We start from the raw sequence: 19,850 nt of genomic DNA, 5'->3' as shown, positions 1-19,850 counted from the left end.
GAGCCAAGAAGGGGCGGCGCCCTCTCGGAGCCGCCCGCGCGCGGCTTTCATGTGCACCCGGCACTACCGGCCCCCGCCGCTTCCTTGCCAGCCCCGATGCCCGGCACCTACACCGTACCGGCCAGGTGCAGAGGGATCGGGATGCGGGCAGGGCACTGGCTGCTGCTGGGATGGGTGGCGCTGGCCCCGGTCCTCGCCGCGGCGCCGGCGGCCGCCCAGGGCTATGGCAGCGCCGCCGTCGCCAATGTCGGCCCGCCCGAGGATGCGCTGTTCCCCGACCTCGCCGCCCTGCAGGACCGGCTGGAGGAGCAGGGCTGGATGCTGCGCGGCCAGGCCACCTTCATCTGGCAGGGCAACGGCCGCTTCCGCTCCCCCTATAGCGACGAGGGCAGCCTGAAGGCGGTGGCCAATGCCCGCAACACCCTCTCCACCGACCTGATCCTCGGCCGCCGGCTCTGGCACGGCGCGGAATTCATCCTGGATGCCTCGGTCACCCGCGGCTTCGGCCTCTCCAACTCGGTCGGCGTCGCCAGCTTCCCGAACAATGAGGCCTTCCGCCTGGGCAGCACGGAGCCGACCTTCTTCGTTCCCCGCGCCTTCTTCCGCCAGACCATCGGGCTTTCCGCCGACAGCGTCGCGGATGCCGACCCCTTGCGCTTCGGCGAGACACGGCCGCGGGAGAGGGTGACGATCACCCTCGGCAAATTCTCCGTCTGGGACATCTTCGACGACAATCTCTACGCCCATGACGCCCGCACCCAATTCCTCGGCTGGGGGCTGGTCGGGGCGGGCGCCTTCGACTTCGCCGCCGATGCCCGCGGCTGGACCGAAGGCCTGGCGGTGGAATGGGAGGATGGACGCTGGGGCGTGCGGGTCGGCGCCTTCCGGGTGGCGCGGCAGGCCAACGGCCTTTTCCTCGACCCCGCCACTACCCGCGCCTGGCAGGTGATCGGCCAGGTGGACCGGTTCTGGGAGATCGGCGGCCGGCCGGGGGCCATACGCCTCCTCTACGGCCTTTCCCGCACCCGACAATCCCGTTGGGGGGAGCTGCCGCCGGATGGCACCGCCCCCTTCGCCATCAACCCGCAGGGCTACCGCCTGAAGCATATGGTCGCCGGCAATCTGGAGCAGGAGGTGGCCGAGGGCATCGGGTTCTTTGCCCGCCTCTCCTGGAATGACGGCCGCACCCAGAACTGGATGTTCACGGAAATGGACCGCGCCGTCTCCGGCGGTCTCTCCTTCGACGGCAAGCGCTGGGACCGGCCGGGAGACACGGCGGGGCTCGGCTTCAACATCGGCTGGATCAGCCACGGCCGCCGGCGCTACCTGGAAGCCGGCGGCATCGGCTTCATCACCGGCGACGGGCGGCTGAATTACGGGCCAGAAACCACGCTGGAAACCTATTACGACTGGCGCCTGGCAGCCGGCATCAACCTTGCGGTGAATGCCCAGCTCGTGGTCAATCCCGCCTATAACCGCGACCGCGGCCCGGTGCCGATCATCGGCCTGCGGCTGCATGCGGCGTTCTGATAGCGGCTCAAAACCCTGTGAAGTTACAATGTCCGGGGCTAAGACCTCGGAATCCCTCAGCTTGTCGTTGCAACCGTAAGTGGAATCCGTTGCGCTATCATAGCTGAAATGAGAAAGTTTCGCTAGATTGCGCGGGAGTTCGGAGGTTCCGTCATGTCTTCCCCGACCCCTACCCTGCTGCGCCTCTGCGCGGTCGCCATGGCCGCCGCGCCGCTGCTGGCCGCCATGCCGGCCGCAGCGCAGCGCGGCAGCGAGCCCACGGTCAACCAGCTCATCGACCAGCTTCGCCCGGGCACCGGCACCCGCGGCATCCGGGTACCCAGCGAGCCGGCGCCCGCTGCACCCGCCCCCGCCGCCACCCCGGCCGCCGCGCCGCGCCCGGCGGCGCCGACGCCGCCCGCCGGCACCGCCTCCCTGCAGGTGCAATTCGCCACCGGCTCCGCCAGCCTGACCCCGGCGGCGGAGCGGACGCTGGACACGCTCGGCCGCGCCCTCACCTCCTCCGATCTGGGGGGCTACCGCTTCCGCATCGAGGGCCATACCGATACGGTGGGCAGCGCCGAGAGCAACCAGGCGCTGTCCGAGCGCCGCGCCGCCGCGGTGCGGGATTATCTGATGCAGCGCTTCGGCGTCGGCCCCGGCCGGCTGGATTCCGTGGGCCTGGGCGAGAGCCAGCCGGCGGTGCCGACCGCCGACGAAACGCCGGACGCCCGCAACCGGCGGGTCCAGATCGTCAATCTCGGCGGCTGAACGAACCCGTTCCGTGTCCGGTTTCGCAATGCTAGGTTGATTCAGACCTTCAGGAGTTCGTCCAGATGGTGCGCCTGTCCCTGTTCCTCGGCGCGAGCGCCCTGGCTTTGGCGCTGGCCCTGCCGGGCCCGGCCGCGGCCCAGAGCGACTCCGCCGCCCAATCGCTGATCGACCGGCTGCGGCCGAGCACCGGCTCCGGCAGCCGCGGCATCCGCGTGCCGACGGACCAGCCGGCCGCCGCCGCGCCGACCGCCCCGGCCCCGGTATGGCGCCCGGCCCCTTCCGCTGCCGTGCCGCATGCGGCGCCGGCGCCGCAGGTGGCCGCCCGACCCGCCCCGGTGCGGGAGACCACGGCGGACGCCCCCTCCGTCTCCATCACCGTCACCTTCGCCAGCGGCTCCGCCGCGCTGACGCCGGAAGCGGAGCGCGCCCTGGCCCCGCTCGGCCGCGCCCTGGCCTCGCCGGAGCTGGCGCCCTACCGCTTCCGCATCGAGGGCCATACCGACACGGTCGGCGATGCCGCGGTGAACCAGGCCCTCTCCGAGCGCCGCGCCGCCGCGGTGCGGGAATATCTCTCCCGCGTCTATCACGTGGACCCCAACCGGCTGGTCGCGGTCGGCTTCGGCTCCACCCAGCTTCTGGTGCAGACCGGGCCGCAGGTGCCGGACCCGCGCAATCGCCGCGTCCAGGTGGTGAATCTCGGCAACTGACGTCCTTGCCGAGAGGCCCGGCCCGTGGCCAATGAGCTGGACCCGACGGTGCGCCTGGCGCCGGGCAGCCTGCCGGAGCCGGCGCCCGAAGTCCCGCCCGCCGCCACGCGCCGCCCTGCCGGGCTGCTGATCGGCGGTGGGCTGGCGGTCGCCGCGCTGCTCGGCGGCCTGCTCTGGGTCCTGCTCCCGGGGGCGCCGCCCGGGCCGGCGCCGGAGATCGCCACCGCCCCACCCCGCCCCGTCCCGCCGGCCTCCCCGCTGCTGGAGGAAGCGGCCATCCTGCTGCTGCAGGCGGAGCAGCCGCGCATGGTGCGGGTGAAATCCAATCCTCGTGTCTTCGTCCTGCTGTTCACCGGGCTGGAGCAGCAGGGGGCGGCGCTGAACCGCATCGCCGCGCTGGTGGAAAAGCGCGGCCTGCCGCGCGACCGGCTGCTGAACGAGGCTGAGCTGGCCGCCGCCATCGCCGCCAGCGGCGACACCCCGGCCACCTGGTTCTACGGCCATGACTACCGCCTCGCCGACCTCACCCGCTTCTTCGCCCTGGCGGAGCGCGACCGGGTGGCGCTGAACGAGGCCGAGCTATGGGTCCGCGACCGGCTGCGGGAGGCCGTGGCCCAGGTGGCGCCGGGCGAGAGCCTGGCGCTGGTCTCCGCCGCCAATGCCGGGCCGCGGATGGACGCGGCCATGCGCGCCGCCATCCTGAAGCATGAATTGTCGCATGGCCATTACTTCACCTGGCCGGGCTTCGCCGAGCATGTCCACATGGTGTGGCGGGACCGCTTCACCGAGGCGGACCGCCAGGCGCTGACCAGCTTCCTCGGCCGCGAGGGCTACGACACCGGCAATGCCGAGCTGATGGCCAATGAGGCCATGGCCTATCTCCTCTTCACCCCCGATGCCCGGATCTTCAGCGCCGCCGCCCTCGGCGTGGCGGAGGCGCAGCTCGAACGGCTGCGCGGGCTGATGCGGGAGGGCCTGCCCCTGCCCTGAGGGGCGGCGGGGGCGCGATGGGCTGAGGCGGGTTCGCCGGAAGGCGTGCAGCACGCGGACGAAGACGGGGCCGAGGGCGTTCGTCCCGCGCCAGGACGGAGGCACCCTGCACCGGGGAGGGAGGCCAGGGGGCAGGCGCCCCGGCCGGCCAGCTTGGGAAGCGGCCCCTTCGGATGGGCGGCCGGGCTTGCCTTCCGCCGCGCGCCGCGGAGGATGCGCGGCATCCCGGACCCGCGGAGGGAAGGAAGGCGGCATGCGTTCGCTCGGCGCGTTGGACTGGCTGGCGCTCGGACTCTTCGCCCTCTCCTGGCTGGGCTATGCCTGGGCGGTGGACAAGGTGCCGGTGCTGCGGCGGCGCAGCGTGATCGCGGCGATGAACGAGCACCGCCACCGCTGGATGCGCACCATGATGCGGCGGGAGAACCGCATCATGGACACCCAGATCATCGGCAATCTGATGAACAGCACCTCCTTCCTCGCCAATACCGCCATCTTCATCCTGGGCGGGCTGGTGGCGATGATGGCGGCGCCGGAGCTGGGGGCGCGGGTCTTCGCCATGCTGCCCTTCGCCACCGTGCCCGACCCGGCGGCCTGGGAGCTGAAGATCTCGCTGCTGCTCTTCATCTTCGTCCGCGCCTTCTTCGAGCTGACCTGGGCGCTGCGGCAATTCAATTACTGCTCCATCGTCATGGGCGGGGTGCCGCACGGGCCGCCGGATGCGGCGGCGGAATTCCAGGCGAACATGGCGGCGGAGGTGGCGAACCGGGCGGCGCGGCACTTCAACACGGGGCTGCGCGCCTATTACTTCGGGCTGGCGGCGCTGGCCTGGATCCTTCACCCGCTGGCCTTGATCATGGCCTGCCTGCTGGTGGTGTGGGAGCTGTACCGCAGGGAATTCCGGTCCGAGGTCCGGAAGGCGCTGCAGGGATAAGGACCCGTCCCCCGACCCGCGGCGCGGCCCCAGGGACCCGGCCTGCGGCGCAAGCGCGGGGCGGAGCCTTCCCTGCCGGCTACCTGGCCCGCAGCCCCAGCGGCTGCAGCACCGCCTGCATCCGCGCGATCTCCTGCGGCACCATCGCGCGGAACTCGTCCGGGGTATTCGCCACCACCACCAGCCCCAGCTCCTCCACCCGCTGCCGCAGCGCCGGTTCCGCCAGCGCCGCCGCGGTATCGCGCTGGATGCGGGCCAGGATCTCGGGCGGTGTGCGGGCCGGCGCAACCAGCCCGAACCAGGCCACTGCCTCGAAGCCCGGAAAGCCACTCTCGGCGATAGTCGGCACCTCCGGCAGCGCCGGCAGCCGGTCCCGGGAGCTGACGGCGAGTGGCCGTAGCTCGCCGGCCTGTACCCGGCGCAGCAGGACGATGCTGCCGAGCGAGGCCTGGAGGCGGCCGGAGATCAGGTCCGCCACCATCTGTCCTTCATTGGTATAGGGCGTCGTCACCAGCTCGATGCCCGCCGCCTGCTTCAGCATCTCCATGCCGAGATGGGTGGAAAAGCCGATGCCGCTATGGCCGTAGCTCATCGCGCCGGGCTGCGCCTTCGCATGGGCGATGAACTCCGCGAGGCTGCGGGCCGGCACGGCAGGGTGCACCACCAGCAAGTTGCGGGTACGGAACAGCAGGGAGATGGGCGCCAGATCCCGCACCGGGTCATAGGGAATGGGCGGGTCCATGCTGACCCGCACCACCATGGCCCCATCCCCGGTATAACCGATGGTATAGCCATCCGGCGCCGCCTTCGCCACGCGATCGACGCCGATGGTGGCGGAAGCGCCCGGGACGTTCTGCACCACCACGGGCTGGCCCCAGGCGGCGGAGAGGCGCTCCGCGACCAGCCGGCCAGTGATGTCCGGGGAAGCGCCCGCCGCGAAGGGCAGGATCAGCGTCACCGGCCGTTCCGGCCAGGCGGCGGCGGCCGGCGTGGCGAGGGGCGCAGCGAGGGGCGCAGCCAGCAGGAGGCGACGCAGCAGCCGACCGAGAACCCGCCGCGGCATGGCGGACGGCGCGGCCGCCCCGGCCCGGCCGGCCGCCGGGCACATCCCTTGCCCGGAGAGACGGGCTTTCGAACGGTCCATCGCAGCATCTCCCCCGCCAGAATGGTCGGCAGCCGGGATGATGCGGGGCCGAAGGCCGGCACCGGGATGACATTCAGCCGGCGCGGCCGGGGGACGGCGTCACAGCCGCGTGATTCGCCCCGCCGTCAGGGCCGCTTCGCCACCGCCTCCACCTCCACCAGCGCGCCCAGCGCCAGGGCGGTGACGCCGATGCACACCCGGCTGGGCCGCGCGCCTTCCGGGAAGGCCTCCGCATAGGCGGCGTTCATTGCCGCGTAGTCGCGCTCGAAGCACGTCAGGTAGACCCGGCAGGAGACGACATGTTCCAGCCCCAGCCCCAGCGCGCCGAGGCTGGCCGTCAGATTGGCCAGGGCCCGCCTGGTCTGGGCGCCGATATCCGGCGGCAGCGGCGCCTCCGGCGCCGCCAGGTCCCGCCCGAGCTGGCCGGTGAAATGCACCCACCCATCCACCTCCACCGCATGGCTGGCGGGCGAGACAGTGGGCGGGAAGCCGGGCAGGATGTGGCGGGTGGGCAGTGCCACCCCCGCTACACCTTCTTCATCTGCACGGAATAGTTGCAGAGCCCGTAGCGGTATTCGCCGATGAAGCCTTCCGGGTTGAAGGCGCCGCTGGTGGCGATGGTGCGGTCCAGCGTCTCCGCCATGCGCACCGAACCATCCGCCCCCACCGTGCCGATCAGCGTCATGCCGGTCTGCGGGTTGATGACGAGGGAGGCGCGGCCCTGCTGCACCTGGATCTCGCGCGGCCCGGCCATGCCCTGGGGACAGGTGCGGGTGCGGTCGATGGTCAGCGTCACCTCCCCGACATATTGCCCGTCATAGCGGGTGACGGGGCCGGCGACGGGCGTGGCTGCCCGGGCCGCGCCCTGGCTGCCGAGGCTACTGGCTTCCGGGATCGAGGTCTCATTGGCGCAGGCGGCGAGGGCGAGCGCGAGGAACGGCAGGGCGGCACGCATGGCGGGATGTCAGCTCTCCGGAGGGTCTCCGGGCGAGGCCTCTTCCTTGCGGGCACCGTCCAGCAGCGCCTGGCGGCGCGCCTCCGCCCGCCGGTCATTTTCCTTCTCCGGGCCGGTGCGGCCGTGCCTGGCGCGGTTCGCCGCGGCCTCCGCTGCTGCTGCCTCGCGCGCCTTGGCCTTGCGCACCTGGTTCAGGTTGATGACCTCGCCCATGCCCAGGACGATATCGCCATTGCCGCCGCAGGGGAATTGCCGCTTGCGCTACCCAAAGTAACCGAGCCGTTCCCAAAGCCGTGCCGCCCAGGTAATCTCCCGGCAACCGAGCCCGCAAGAAGGGGCCGGACCGTCCAAGGAGAACACCATGCACCGCAGGGCCCTGCTGGGCAGTGCGCTGGCCGCGCCCGCCCTTCTGAGCTTCCCCGTGCACGCCCAGGCGCCCGTCACCTTGAACGGGGCCAGCCAATTCGGCGACGATCATCCCTATACCAGGGCCCTGGTGCGGTTCGAGGAGCTGGTGAAGCAGTACTGGGGCAAGCCGATCAATTTCGTGCTGCACAAGAACAGCAGCCTGGGGCTGGAGAAGCAGTACTTCGAATACATGGCGCAGGGCCGGGCGGTGGACTACGCCGTGGTCTCGCCGGCGCATATGTCCACCTTCTCCCGCGCCGCGCCTTTCGTCGATGCGCCCTTCATCTTCCGCGACCTGGCGCATTGGAACCAGGTGCTGGAGCAGGATCTGTTCAAGCCGGTGGCGGATGAGGTGGAGAAGCGCGCCCGCGTCGCGATGATCGGCTATGGCGGCGGCGGGGTACGGAACATCTTCTTCGCCAGGCCGGTACGGAATCTGGGCGAGCTGCGCGGGCTGAAGGTGCGGGTGCAGGGCGCGCCCATCTGGTCCCGCAGCTTCACCGCCGTGGGCATGTCGCCGACCGTCATCGCCTATAACGAGATCTACAACGCCATCCAGAACAACGTCATCGACGGTGGCGAGAACGAGGCGGCGGGCGTGGAGCAGATGCGCTTCTACGAGGTGGCGCCGCAGCTCGCGATGACGCAGCACGCCATCACCATCCGCCCGCTCTGCTTTTCCGTGCAGGTGCTGAACCGGCTGCCGACGGATCTGCAGGCCGCCATCCGCCGGGCAGGGCGGGAGGCGAGCGCCTTCCACCGCCAGGCGGAATCCGGCGCCGACAGCCAGATCCTGGAGACGCTGGAAAAGGCCGGCAAGCTGCACCGGGTGGAGTTCACCGACCGCGCCGAGATGAAGCGGCTGGTGGACCCGGTGATGGCTGCCTATGCGCGGGAGATCGATGCGGAGAACATCCTGAACCGCATCAACGCGCTGACGGCCTAGGGCCGAGCATCCAGCAGCACCCCCACCCTCCACGGCGCTGCGCGCCGCGGGCCCCTCCCTCCCGCCGCGACGCGCGGGAGGGCCGGGGTGGGGGCATTCCCCGCCCTCTCCTCAGGACCCCTGCATGCTCCTCCCCTCGCCCGGCGCGCCGGCGGCGCTCCGCCATCTCAACCGTGCGCTTTCCGGCGTGATCCTGCTGCTGCTGATCATCGCCGTCGGCATCCTCGTCATCCCGGTCAGCCTGCAGATCTTCTCCCGCTACACCACCCTCATCCCCAACTACATCTGGACGGAGGAGCTGGCGCGCTTCTGCCTGGTCTATGCCGTCATGCTCGGCGCCATGCTGGCGGTGCGGGAGGGCACGCATTTCACCGTCGATGTCTTCCCCAGGCTGACCACGCGGGGCGAGGCCAGGCTGGAGCTGCTCTCCGGCGTCTTCATCCTGCTCTTCGCCCTCGTCTTCCTCTGGTGGGGCTGGGAGTTCACCGAATTCGCCATCTATCGCATCAGCGAGCTGGCGGAGCTGCCGCTCTGGCTGATCCACATGGCCTGGCCGATCGCCGGCCTGGTCTGGCTGCTCTTCCAGGCGGAACGGATGCTGGATGCGGCCGCCGTGCTGCGGAATCCCATGGGAGACCGGATGTGATGGGCGGCAACATCCTCTCGGCCGGGGAAGCCGCGAGCATCCTCTTCGGCATCTTCTTCCTGCTGCTGGTGCTGCGGGTGCCCGTCGCGGTCTCGCTCGGCCTCGCCTGCCTGCCGATCCTGCTGATCGAGCCGCACCTCTCCCCCATGATGCTCGCCCAGGAGACCTTCAACGCCTACAACTCCTTCATCCTGCTGGCGGTGCCCTTCTTCCTGCTGACCGCCAATCTGATGAATATCGGCGGCATCACCGACAGGCTGATGAGCTTCTCCCGTGCGCTGGTCGGGCATTTCCCCGGCGGGCTGGCGCAGATCAACGTGGTGCTGTCGATCTTCTTCGCGGGGATCTCCGGAAGTTCGACGGCGGATGCCGCGAGCCAATCAAAGATCTTCATCGAGGCGCAGCGGAAGGAGGGCTATGACGACAGCTTCTCCGTCGCCATCACCGCCGTCTCCGCGGTGCTCGCCGTCATCATCCCGCCCTCGATCCTGATGATCGTCTGGGGCGGGGTGCTGACGGTCTCGATCGGGGCGCTGTTCCTGGCGGGCATCGTGCCCGGGCTGCTGATCGGGCTGGTGCAGATGGCGACCGTCCATGCCTATGCCAAGGCGCGGGGCTATCCCACCTATCCGCGCGCCACGCTCGGGCAGGTGTTCCACAGCTTCTTCGTCTCCATCCCGGCGCTGACCACGCCGCTCATCATCATCGGCGGCAAGATCTTCGGCTGGTTCACCGCGACGGAATCCGCCTGCATCGCCGTGCTCTATGCCGGCTTCCTCTCCCTCGCGGTCTATCGGGAGATGAACTTCAAGGGGCTGGTCGCGGCGCTGGCGGATACCGGGCGGCTGGCCGGCGTCGCGCTGTTCTGCGTCGGCACGGCCAGCGCCTTCGGCTGGCTGCTCGCCTTCTACCAGATCCCGCAGGCGCTGCTGGCCAATGTCCAGGCCTGGGGGATGGGGCCGATCGGCACCGGCTTCTTCATCTCGGCGGTGTTCCTGCTGGTGGGCTGCTTCCTGGATGCCATCCCGGCCATCATCATCGTCGGCGCCATCCTGCAGCCTTTGGCCCAGGGGGTGGGGATGGACCCGGTGCATTTCGCCATGATCGGCATCGTCTCCCTGGCCTTCGGCCTGGTGACGCCACCCTACGGGCTCTGCCTGATGATCGCCTGCTCGGTCGCCGGCATGCGCATCGCCGATGCGCTGAAGGATACCTGCATCATGCTGCTGCCCATGCTGGCGGTGCTGGCGGCGATCATTCTCTTTCCGCAGGTCGTGCTGTTCCTGCCCGGGCTGATCTCCCCGGAATTCCTCCGGTAAGCGTGAAGGCCGGCGTCGCGAACGGTGCCGGCCGCGGGACGTTGCCGCCCCGCAACCGGAGGAGCGCCGATGAGTTCGACCATCCTGCTGATCATCCTCATCATCGTGCTGCTGGGGGTGCTGCCCACCTGGCCCTACAGCGCCGGCTGGGGTTATTACCCGAGCGGCATCCTCGGCGTGATTGTCATCGTGCTGCTGATCATGGCGCTGACCGGGCGGCTGTAGCGTCCCGGGGCCGGAGTTCGCCGCCGGCGCGGCGCCCTTCGAACCGGGCCACCCGCCTTCGCTTCCAGTGCCCTGCCTGTCCGCGCCGTCCGCCGCCGGCCGCGAGCGGACCGGGCGGGAGAGCAGCGCCCCGCTGACACCGGCAGGACCCCTGCGGCAGGATGCGGCATGCGTCCCACCGCCGCGACTCCACCCGCCTGCCTTGCCCGGCTCAACCCCAACGCCATGGAGCGGCTGCTCGGCCGCAACGCCATGGCCGCGGGCCAGGCCTATCTGCGGCAAGGCCGGGTCCTCGGCCTGGAATTCGCCGAGGATGGCGAGACGATCCATGCCACGACCAGGGGCTCGGCGCAGGTGCCCTACCGGCAGGAGATCGCTGTCAGCCGGCCGCCCGGCGGCAGCTTGCGCATCATCGGCGATTGCACCTGCCCCGTTGGCCATAATTGCAAGCATGTGGCGGCCGCCCTGCTGGCAGCGCGGCAGCAGCTCGTCGGCCTCCGGCCGCCGCCGTCCCGCGCCCCCCAGCCCGCCGCGCCCCCGCCGGCGCCGGTGCTGCCCGGGGACATCGCCCTCTGGCTGCAGGCGCTGAGCCAGGCGGTGGAGGGCGAGGACTACCCGCCCAACCTCCGCAACCGGCTGTTCTACGTGCTGCACGCCCCACCCGAGGCCCCGTCCCGCCTGCGGATCGAGGCCTGGAGCGCCACCCTCCGCAAGGATGACAGCCTGGGCGAGCCCCGCCGGCTGGGCAGCTTCAACCCGGCGACGCCGCCGCGGCATTTCCGTCCCTCCGACCGCTGGCTGATGCCGCGCCTTGCCCGGCTGGCGCATCGCCTGGGCGACATCGCGGCGGACGAGGCGCCGGAGGCGCTGCTGCGCCGGGCGATCGCCACCGGCCGCGCCCGCTGGGGCAGCGTGGACGGCCCGGCGGTGACGGAAGGCCCGCCCCGCCGCGGCCGGCTGGGCTGGGCGCTGCGGCCGGACGGCCACCAGCAGCCGGAGCTGGTGCTGGAGCCCGGCCTGCTTGGGCTGAGGCTGCCCGCGCCCTGGTATGCGGCGCCGGAGACCGGCGTGCTGGGTCCGGTGGAATTGGCCGAGCCGCCGGAGCTGGCCCGCCAGCTCCTGGCGGCGCCGCCCATCCCGCCGAACTGGGCGGCCAGGGTGCGGGAGGAGCTGGGCCAGCGCCTGCTGCCCGACCGCCCCCTGCCGCTGCCCGCCACCCTGCCGGAGCCGGAACTGGTCTGCGGCCCGCCTCGGCCGGTGCTGCGCCTGACCGGCATCGCGCCGCCCTACCATTTCGGCGGCGGCTTCGGCCCAGCGCGGCCTGTCCTGCCCGTCGCCCGGCTGGGCTTCGGCTACGGCCCGTTCCGCATCCTCCGGGGCGAGACGGTGCCCGAGATCCAGGGCCATGCCGGGCGGCTCTACCGCGTCAGGCGGGACCGCGGGGCGGAGTTGGCGGCGGAGCGGCGCCTCGGCACCCATGGGTTCGCCAGCCTTGCCCGCCTGCGGCCCTACCTTCCCGCATCCCAACCGGATTTCGTCCTGTCCGGGGAGGGCGGGCTCGAGGCTTGGCTGGATATCCTGCTGAATGGGGTGCCGGCGCTGCGGGAGGCAGGCTGGGAGGTGGAGGTGGCGGAGGATTTCCCCATCCGCCTCGCCGAGCCGGAGGGGGAGCTGGCGGCCGAGCTGCGCCCGGAGCAAGGCAGCGGCATCGACTGGTTCGACCTGCATCTCGGCGTGACGGTGGCGGGCGAGCGGCTCGACCTCGTGCCGCTGCTGGTGGCGCTGATCGCCGGCGGCGGCGGCGCCGCGCTGCGGGAGGCGGCGGCGACCGAACCGGACGGGCCGGAGGGGCCGGACCGACGGCTGTGCCTGCCCCTGCCGGATGGCCGCTATCTGCCCCTGCCGCTCCGCCAGCTCCGCCCCCTGGTCCTGGCGCTGGAGGAGGTCTTCGCCGCCGGCGGGGCGGCGGAGGATGGGCGCTTCCGCTTCGGCAGGCAGGATGCCGCGGCGCTGGCGGCGCTGGAGGAGGGCTCCGGCCTTGCCTGGCAGGGCGGGGAGCAGCTCCGCGCCCTCGGCCGGCAGTTGCGGGTGGCGGGCGGCGCCATCCCGCCGGTGGCGCTGCCGCCGGGCTTCGCCGGGGCGCTGCGGCCCTACCAGGCGCAGGGCGTCGCCTGGCTGCAATTCCTGCGGGAGGCCGGCTTCGGCGGCGTGCTGGCCGACGATATGGGCCTGGGCAAGACGGTGCAGACCCTGGCGCATCTGGCCGTGGAGCAGGCGGCGGGGCGGCTGGACCGGCCGGCGCTGATCGTCTGCCCCACCAGCCTGATCCCCAATTGGCTGATGGAGGCAGCGCGCTTCGCGCCGATGCTGCGCGTGCTGCCGCTGCACGGCGCCGGGCGCAAGGCGCGCTTCGCCGAGATCGGCGCGCATGACCTGGTGCTGACCACCTACCCGCTGCTGGCCCGCGACCACGCGGTGCTGACGGCGCAGGAATGGCATGTGGTGGTGCTGGACGAGGCGCAGGCCATTCGCAACCCGGAGGCGGAGACGACGCGCCGGGCGCGGGCGCTGCGGGCGCGGCAGCGCATCGGCCTGTCCGGCACGCCCTTGCAGAACCATCTGGGCGAATTGTGGTCGCTGTTCAATTTCCTCGCCCCTGGCTTCCTCGGCGATGCGCGCGCCTTCCGCAGCCGCTACCGCACGCCGATCGAGAAGCATGGCGATGCCGGGCGCCAGGCGGTGCTGCACCGCCGGGTGCGCCCTTTCCTGCTGCGCCGGACCAAGGAGGAGGTGGCGGCCGAGCTGCCGCCCAAGACCGAGATCACCGAGCCGGTGGAGCTGGGCGAGGCGCAGCGCGCGATCTATGAGGGCATCCGCCTTTCCATGCATGCCAAGGTGCAGGCGGCGATCGCCGAGCGCGGCCTGGCGCGCTCCGGCATCGTCATCCTGGATGCGCTGCTGAAGCTGCGCCAGGCCTGCTGCGATCCGCGCCTGCTGCCGATGGCCTCCGCCAGGGCCGGCCGCACCGGCTCCGCCAAGCTGGACCGGCTGATGGAGCTGCTGCCGGTGCTGCTGGCCGAGGGCCGGCGGGTGCTGGTCTTCTCGCAATTCACCTCCATGCTGGCGCTGATCGAGGCGCGGCTGCGCGAGGGCGGCATCCACCACCTGCTGCTGACCGGCGAGACGCAGGACCGCGCCACGCCGGTGCGCCGCTTCCAGGCCGGAGAGGTGCCGGTCTTCCTTATCAGCCTGAAGGCCGGCGGGGTGGGGCTGACGCTGACGGCGGCGGACACCGTCATCCATTACGATCCCTGGTGGAACCCGGCGGTGGAGGAGCAGGCGACGGACCGGGCGCACCGCATCGGCCAGGACAAGGCGGTGTTCGTGCATCGCCTGGTCGCCCTCGGCACCGTCGAGGAGAAGATGGCGGTGCTGAAGGAGCGCAAGCGCGCCTTGGTGGATGCGGTGCTGGCGGCGGAGGCGGGCGGCGCCCTGGCGCTGACCGAGGCGGATATCGAGGCGCTCTTCACCCCAGCCTGACATTGGCCGGCGTGACATCCCCCGGCGCTTGCGGCAGGCTGCGCCCGGATATGGGAGGGGACGCCGATGAAGCTCGGCCTGTCGATCGGCTATTCGAAGGCGCAGCTCGATTTGCCGGTGAAGCTGGTGCAGCGGGCGGAGGAGCTGGGCTACGACACGGTGTGGACGGCCGAGGCCTATGGCACGGATGCCGTCACGCCGCTGGCCTATCTCGCGGCCGTCACGAAGCGCATCAAGCTGGGCACCGCGGTGATGCAGCTCGCCGCGCGCTCGCCCGCCAATGCGGCGATGTGCGCCGGCACGGTGGATGCGCTGGCGGGCGGCGGGCGGTTCATCGCGGGGCTTGGCGTGTCCGGGCCGCAGATCGTGGAGGGCTGGTATGGCGAGCCCTGGGGGCGGCCCTATTACCGGGTCAAGGACTATGCCGCCATCATGCGCAAGATCTGGAAGCGGGAAGAACCGCTGACGCATGCGGGGACGGAGATCAGCCTGCCCTATACCGGCGAAGGCGCGCTCGGCGTCGGCAAGCCGCTGAAATCCATCCTGCACATGAACCCGGACATCCCGATCTATCTCGGCACCGAGACGGATGCGATGGTCCGCTTGACCGGCGAGATCGCCGATGGCTGGCTGGCGCTGGGCTTCGTCCCCGGCTCGCTCTCCCACCACATGCCGATGCTGGAGGAAGGCTTCCGCCGCTACGAGAAGGCGACGGGCAAGAAGAAGACCCGCGCCGACTTCACCATCCAGGCCTCCTGCCACGTCATCGTCGATGAGGACGTGAAGGCGGCGCTGGCGCGGCTGAAGCCGGAGGTGGCGCTGTACGTCGGCGGGATGGGCCACAAGGACAAGAATTTCCATAAGGACATGATGATCCGCCGCGGCTTCGGCGACGCCGCCGCGCGCATCCAGGAGCTGTACCTGGCCGGGCGCAAGGAGGAGGCGAACGCCGCCGTCCCGGATGAGTGGGTGGACATGAAGTCCCTGGTCGGCCCGCCGGCGCGGATCAAGGAACGCTTCAGGGCCTGGGAGGAAAGCGGGGCGGATGCGCTGACCGTGCGCTCCCGCCAGCCGGAGGCGATCGAGGTGATGGCCGAGGCGGCCAGGCTGAATCTGGGGGCGGCGGCATGAGCGCGTCCGATGACCGGAGCGCCGCAGGGCGCGGAGGTCTGAATCGGCCGCGCGGGCCGTTTAGGATCATCGACGCGCAGGTGCATATCTGGGGCAGCGGCGAGCCCTCCGGCCTGCATCGCAAGACGCCGGTCTTCACAGCGGAAGAGCTGCTGCGGGAGATGGACGAGGCCGGGGTGGATGCGGCGGTGATCCACCCGCCGATGTCCTGGGACCCGGGCGCCAACGACATCGCCGAGGCGGCGGCGGCGAAGTACCCGGACCGCTTCGCGGTGCTGGGCCAGGTCGATCTGACGACGCCGGAGGAAAGCCGGAAGACGCTGCGGGGCTGGCGCAACCGGCCGGGCCAGAAGGGGCTGCGCTTCCCGCTGGTGCGCAAGGAACAGCGGGACTGGCACAGCGACGGCACCATGGAATGGCTGTGGCCCGTCGCCGAAGCGGAGGGGCTGCCGGTGGCGCTGCTGGCCGGACGCTTCCTGCCGAGCTTCCGCCGCATCGCCGAGGCGCATCCGAAGCTGCGCCTCATCATCGACCATTGCGGGCTGATGCGGGAGGCGATGGACGAGGCGGCCTTCGTGACGCTGGATGACCTGGTGGCGCTGGCGAAGCTGCCCAACGTGGCGGTGAAGGCCACCGGGGCGCCGGGCTACTCGACGCAGCCCTACCCCTTCCGCAACGTGCATGACGCGCTGCACCGGACCTTCGACGCCTACGGGCCGAAGCGCTTCTTCTGGGGCACCGACATCACCCGCATGCCGTGCAGCTACCGGCAATGCGTGACGATGTTCACGGAGGAACTGCCCTGGCTGAAGGGAGAGGATCTGGAATGGGTGATGGGGCGCGGGATCGCCGAGTGGATCGGGTGGGACTTCGAATTCAGCCGCTGACGCCGCCGCAGATTTGCGTCCACCGTGGCCGGGCCTCCGCCGCGCGCCGATGAAGCGGCCCGCCCGTTGACCTGCCGCGGCTTTGCCGCGGCAGGCTGTGCCGGATGGCAGCCCTGAGAGCCGCCTCGGGGCCCCCGCGAAGGCGCGCAGCGACTTCGTGGGGAGCTAGGCCAGTTGCGGCGTCTTCTTCTCCCACTCGGCCAACACCACTTCGCTCGGCACCACATCGTAGCGGGTGCGCTGCACGGTCAATGATGCCTCGTGCAGCTTCTGGTCATGGGTGGCGATCGCATCCTCCACCACCACCGGGTAGTAGTCGTAGAAGCCGGCATCGCGCGCGGTGCTCTCGACGCAGCCTTGGGTCACGAAGCCGCAGCATACCACGGTACGGATGCGGTGGACGCGCAGGATCATGTCCAGGTTGGTGCCGACAAAGGCGCTGCTGCGCCACTTCTGCACGATGATGTCGGGAGGCTCCGGCTGCAGCCCGGGCACGAATTCCGCGCCCCAGCTTCCCACCAGGCACATTTCTGCGTCGTTCGGGTCCAGCTTGTTGTGCAGCGCCATGAAGCGCAGCCAGCCGGGGGAGGTGGATTTCCCATCCGGCAGCTTCTGGTTCTGGATGAAGATCACCTTGCACCCCGCCGCCCGGGCGCGGTCCACCAGCTTCGCCGCCGCGGCGATGGCGGCGGGGAAGGCGGACATGTCCTTGCCCCCGCGGGCGAAGACCCCGCCCTCCGAGCAGAAATCATTCTGTGGATCGATCACCACCACCGCGGTATGCGCCGGATCCACCAGCTCATGCATCTCGGTGAAGACTTCGTGTCCGTCGATGACCAGCATCGCCTCCTCCTCCCCTACTTCGTCACCGTGATCCAACGCAGATTGACCGTGTCATCCGCCAGCGGCGTCGCCGTCACGCCGCGCCGCGCCGCCCAGACGATGACCTGCTGGTGCAGCGGGACATAGGCGATGTCCCGGCGGAAGATGGTATGGACCTCATTGATCAGCTTGCGCCGCTCGTCGCGGTCGATGCTCTGGCCGATGCGCTTCAGCAGCGCGTCCACGTCCGGGTTGCGGTAGCGGCCGGCATTGAAGGTGCCCTGGCCCTCGCCGATCGCCACCGTCGGATTGTCGTCCTGGCGGGTGGCGAGGTTGTAGAAGAAGGCCTCCAGCGCATCGAAGGAATTGGGCGTCCAGCCCTGCAGGTACATGTCCGGCCGCTCGGCCAGCAGGCGCTGGAAATAGACCGACTTGGTCTGCGACAGCAGCGTGGCACGGATGCCCACGCGCGCCAGCATGGCGCTGACCGCGACGCAGATCGCCTCGTCATTCACGTAGCGGTCGTTGGGGCAGCGGAGCTGCAGCGCGAATCCCTCCGGATAGCCCGCCTCCCGCAGCAGCCGCCGGGCGCCATCCGGGTCGTAGGGCAGGCGCCGGTCCTCAGCCTGGCTGTAGCCCTCGACGCCGGGCCCCACCAGCAGCCCGGTCGGCCGTGCCGCGCCGCGCATCACGGTGCGGCGCACCGCCTCGATGTCGATGGCGCGATAGATCGCCTCCCGCACCCGCAGGTCGCGCAGCGGGTTGGGCTGGCCGTTCAGCAGCGTCTCGCCGGAGTGGTTGACGCCGAAATACAGGGTGCGGATCTCCGGCACCTCCAGCACCTGCACGCCCGGCACCGCGCGCAGCCGGGCGATGTCCTGGGTCGGCACCGGATGCACCAGATCCAGCTCGCCGGAGATCAGCGCCGCCATGCGCGTCGGGTCGGAGCGCACCGGGGTGAATACCACGGTATCGACATTGCCCTCGTTCTTCCCCCACCAGCCGGTATTGCGCAGCAGCACGGTGCGCTGGTCCGGCGCGCGGGACTGCACGCGATAGGCGCCGCTGCCATTGGCGTTCAGCGTGGTGAAGCCGGTGCGGCCCTGGTTGTTGTTCGCCACCTCCACCGCATTGTTCGCCCGCGACCAGCCCTCGTCCAGGATCAGGATATTGGCCAGCTCGTTCAGCAGCGTGGCGCGCGGGCCCTTGGTGACGATGTCGACGGTGTGGCTGTCCACCTTCTCGACGCGCAGGATGCCGGAGGTGTGGGATTGCACGTTGGAGCTGGGCGAGGCGGCGCGCGCCAGGCTGAACACCACGTCGTCGGCGTCGAAGCTCTCGCCGCCCTGGAATGTCACGCCCTGGCGCAGCACGAAGCGCCAGCGGTCCGGCGCCTCCGTCGTCCAGCTCACCGCCAGCGCCGGTTCGATGCTGTGGTCGCGGCTGCGCGTCACCAGCGGGTCGTAGACATTGCTCAGGAAGCGCAATGTCATCGTCTCGTTGTTCGCATGCGGGTCGAGCGAGAGGGCGTCGCTCTGATAGGCCCAGCGCAGGGTTTCCGCCGAAGCGGGCGCAGCCGGCAGCAGCGCACCCGCCGGCGCGGCCAGCAGCAGCGCGCCCAGCAGGACGCGGCGTAAGGTTCTGATGATCATGAGGCACTCCCGCGGCGTGGCTGCGGCGTGCCTGGCGTATTCCCGGGCGGGGAGGGTGCGGGCCCGGGCGGCGATGGTCAAGCGGGACGCGGCTGCGGCACCTACACCTGGCGCGGCAGCACCCCCACCCCAACCCTCCCCCGCAGAGCGGGGGAGGGAGGAATCAGACGTTGAAGCGGAAGAGCAGGACGTCGCCGTCCTTCACCACGTATTCCTTGCCTTCCACGCGCATCTTGCCGGCGTCCTTGGCGCCGGCCTCGCCGCCCAGGGCGACGTAGTCGTCATAGGCAATGGTCTCGGCGGCGATGAAGCCCCTTTCGAAATCGCCATGGATCACGCCGGCCGCCTGCGGCGCCTTAGTACCCTTGGTGATGGTCCAGGCGCGCGTTTCCTTCGGCCCCACGGTGAAGTAGGTGATCAGGCCGAGCAGCGCGTAGCCGGCGCGGATGACGCGATCCAGGCCACTGTCCTCTAGGCCGAGGGAGCCGAGGAACTCGCCGCGATCCTCCTGCGGCATCTGGCTGATCTCCGCCTCGATGGCGGCGGAGACCACCACGGCGCGGGCGCCCTGCGCCGCGGCCATGGCGAAGACCTTTTCCGAGTGCGCATTGCCGGAGGCGGCGCTGGCTTCCTCCACGTTGCAGACGTAGAGCACCGGCTTCGTCGTCAGTAATTGCAGACGCTTCGCCGCTTCCTCTTCGCCCTTGGGGACGGCGGTGCGCGCCGGCTTGCCCTCCTGCAGCGCCTTGACGATGGGCTCGATCAACGCCAGCTGCGCCTGGCTCTCCTTGTCGCCGCCGCGGGCGCGCTTCTGCAGGCCGATGGCGCGCTTCTCCAGCCCCTCAAGATCGGCGAGCATCAGCTCGGTCTCCACTGTCTCCGCATCCCGCACCGGATCGACGCTGCCCTCCACATGGGTGACGTCGGAATCCTCGAAGCAGCGGAGGACATGGACGATGGCGTCCACCTCCCGGATGTTCGCCAGGAATTGGTTGCCCAGCCCCTCGCCCTTGGAGGCGCCGCGGACCAGGCCGGCGATATCGACGAATTCCAGGCTGGTGGGGACCACCTTCTGGCTCTTGCCGATCCTCGCCAGCACCTGCAGCCGCGGATCGGGCACGCCGACGCGGCCGACATTCGGCTCGATGGTGCAGAAGGGATAGTTGGCCGCCTGCGCCGCGGCGGTCTCGGTCAGCGCGTTGAACAGGGTGGATTTGCCCACATTGGGCAGGCCCACGATGCCGCAGTTGAAACCCATTGTCTT

At 70.7% G+C, this 19,850-nt stretch carries 19 protein-coding genes; 12 read left to right on the top strand and 7 right to left on the bottom strand.

The features are described from left to right. Nucleotides 1-141 precede the first annotated feature (141 nt). The 5 genes from E5N76_RS05055 (at nucleotide 142) to E5N76_RS05035 (ending at nucleotide 4,911) form a co-directional block, all read left to right on the top strand. Nucleotides 142-1,530: a carbohydrate porin gene (locus E5N76_RS05055; protein WP_149536218.1), complete on the top strand. Its 1,389-nt coding sequence runs from the start codon at nucleotides 142-144 to the stop codon at nucleotides 1,528-1,530. Between the two features lie 153 nt (nucleotides 1,531-1,683). After that, a complete protein-coding gene (locus E5N76_RS05050) occupies nucleotides 1,684-2,280 on the top strand; it encodes an OmpA family protein (protein ID WP_207791862.1) in 597 nt (198 codons plus the stop codon). A gap of 65 nt (nucleotides 2,281-2,345) precedes the next feature. Next, on the top strand, nucleotides 2,346-2,990 hold the full coding sequence (locus E5N76_RS05045; RefSeq protein ID WP_149536217.1) for an OmpA family protein: 645 nt from the start codon (nucleotides 2,346-2,348) through the stop codon (nucleotides 2,988-2,990). 24 nt (nucleotides 2,991-3,014) lie between these two features. Further along, nucleotides 3,015-3,980, top strand: a complete 966-nt coding sequence (locus E5N76_RS05040; RefSeq protein WP_149536216.1) for a hypothetical protein — start codon at nucleotides 3,015-3,017, stop codon at nucleotides 3,978-3,980. Nucleotides 3,981-4,233: 253 nt separating this feature from the next. Further along, nucleotides 4,234-4,911, top strand: a complete 678-nt coding sequence (locus E5N76_RS05035; RefSeq protein ID WP_149536215.1) for a DUF599 domain-containing protein — start codon at nucleotides 4,234-4,236, stop codon at nucleotides 4,909-4,911. Nucleotides 4,912-4,990: 79 nt separating this feature from the next. Here the strand turns inward: E5N76_RS05035 and E5N76_RS05030 are convergent, their stop codons facing one another. The 4 genes from E5N76_RS05030 to E5N76_RS05015 form a co-directional block, all read right to left on the bottom strand. After that, nucleotides 4,991-6,055 carry a Bug family tripartite tricarboxylate transporter substrate binding protein gene (locus E5N76_RS05030; protein WP_149536214.1) on the bottom strand — a complete coding sequence of 355 codons (1,065 nt, stop codon included), beginning with the start codon at nucleotides 6,053-6,055 and terminating at the stop codon, nucleotides 4,991-4,993. 125 nt (nucleotides 6,056-6,180) lie between these two features. Beyond that, the gene (locus E5N76_RS05025; RefSeq protein WP_149536213.1) at nucleotides 6,181-6,576 is read right to left on the bottom strand and encodes a RidA family protein; all 396 of its coding nucleotides are present in this window, start codon (nucleotides 6,574-6,576) and stop codon (nucleotides 6,181-6,183) included. A 5-nt stretch (nucleotides 6,577-6,581) separates the two neighbouring features. Further along, the gene (locus tag E5N76_RS05020) at nucleotides 6,582-7,010 is read right to left on the bottom strand and encodes a hypothetical protein (RefSeq protein ID WP_149536212.1); all 429 of its coding nucleotides are present in this window, start codon (nucleotides 7,008-7,010) and stop codon (nucleotides 6,582-6,584) included. 9 nt (nucleotides 7,011-7,019) lie between these two features. Further along, entirely contained in the window at nucleotides 7,020-7,223 is a 204-nt protein-coding gene (locus E5N76_RS05015; RefSeq protein ID WP_149536211.1) for a DUF4169 family protein, read from the bottom strand. Nucleotides 7,224-7,371: 148 nt separating this feature from the next. Here E5N76_RS05015 and E5N76_RS05010 point away from each other — a divergent pair, with 148 nt between their 5' ends. The 7 genes from E5N76_RS05010 (at nucleotide 7,372) to E5N76_RS04980 (ending at nucleotide 16,112) form a co-directional block, all read left to right on the top strand. Then, nucleotides 7,372-8,364 carry a TRAP transporter substrate-binding protein gene (locus E5N76_RS05010; RefSeq protein ID WP_149536210.1) on the top strand — a complete coding sequence of 331 codons (993 nt, stop codon included), beginning with the start codon at nucleotides 7,372-7,374 and terminating at the stop codon, nucleotides 8,362-8,364. Between the two features lie 124 nt (nucleotides 8,365-8,488). Then, a complete protein-coding gene (locus E5N76_RS05005) occupies nucleotides 8,489-9,010 on the top strand; it encodes a TRAP transporter small permease (protein ID WP_149536209.1) in 522 nt (173 codons plus the stop codon). Beyond that, entirely contained in the window at nucleotides 9,010-10,329 is a 1,320-nt protein-coding gene (locus E5N76_RS05000) for a TRAP transporter large permease (protein WP_149536208.1), read from the top strand. The genes E5N76_RS05005 and E5N76_RS05000 overlap by 1 nt, the downstream gene beginning before the upstream one ends. Before the next feature lie 69 nt (nucleotides 10,330-10,398). Then, the gene (locus E5N76_RS04995; RefSeq protein ID WP_149536207.1) at nucleotides 10,399-10,554 is read left to right on the top strand and encodes a DUF3309 domain-containing protein; all 156 of its coding nucleotides are present in this window, start codon (nucleotides 10,399-10,401) and stop codon (nucleotides 10,552-10,554) included. Nucleotides 10,555-10,722: 168 nt separating this feature from the next. Then, nucleotides 10,723-14,094: a DEAD/DEAH box helicase gene (locus tag E5N76_RS04990; RefSeq protein ID WP_149536206.1), complete on the top strand. Its 3,372-nt coding sequence runs from the start codon at nucleotides 10,723-10,725 to the stop codon at nucleotides 14,092-14,094. Between the two features lie 66 nt (nucleotides 14,095-14,160). Next, the gene (locus tag E5N76_RS04985) at nucleotides 14,161-15,225 is read left to right on the top strand and encodes an LLM class F420-dependent oxidoreductase (protein WP_149536205.1); all 1,065 of its coding nucleotides are present in this window, start codon (nucleotides 14,161-14,163) and stop codon (nucleotides 15,223-15,225) included. A gap of 80 nt (nucleotides 15,226-15,305) precedes the next feature. Further along, on the top strand, nucleotides 15,306-16,112 hold the full coding sequence (locus tag E5N76_RS04980) for an amidohydrolase family protein (RefSeq protein WP_187829984.1): 807 nt from the start codon (nucleotides 15,306-15,308) through the stop codon (nucleotides 16,110-16,112). Between the two features lie 165 nt (nucleotides 16,113-16,277). Here the strand turns inward: E5N76_RS04980 and E5N76_RS04975 are convergent, their stop codons facing one another. From E5N76_RS04975 to ychF, 3 genes are all read right to left on the bottom strand, one after another. Beyond that, the gene (locus E5N76_RS04975; RefSeq protein ID WP_149536203.1) at nucleotides 16,278-16,955 is read right to left on the bottom strand and encodes a cysteine hydrolase family protein; all 678 of its coding nucleotides are present in this window, start codon (nucleotides 16,953-16,955) and stop codon (nucleotides 16,278-16,280) included. 14 nt (nucleotides 16,956-16,969) lie between these two features. After that, complete coding sequence (locus E5N76_RS04970; RefSeq protein ID WP_149536202.1) at nucleotides 16,970-18,586, bottom strand: ABC transporter substrate-binding protein; 1,617 nt, start codon at nucleotides 18,584-18,586, stop codon at nucleotides 16,970-16,972. 163 nt (nucleotides 18,587-18,749) lie between these two features. Continuing rightward, nucleotides 18,750-19,844, bottom strand: a complete 1,095-nt coding sequence (gene ychF / locus E5N76_RS04965) for a redox-regulated ATPase YchF (RefSeq protein ID WP_149536201.1) — start codon at nucleotides 19,842-19,844, stop codon at nucleotides 18,750-18,752. Nucleotides 19,845-19,850: the final 6 nt, after the last annotated feature.

This window comes from Siccirubricoccus phaeus, from assembly GCF_008360935.1.
Classification (GTDB): Bacteria; Pseudomonadota; Alphaproteobacteria; order Acetobacterales; family Acetobacteraceae; genus Siccirubricoccus; species Siccirubricoccus phaeus.
The sequence above is the reverse complement of the archived record's forward strand: the minus strand, read 5'-3'. Positions and strand labels throughout refer to the sequence as shown.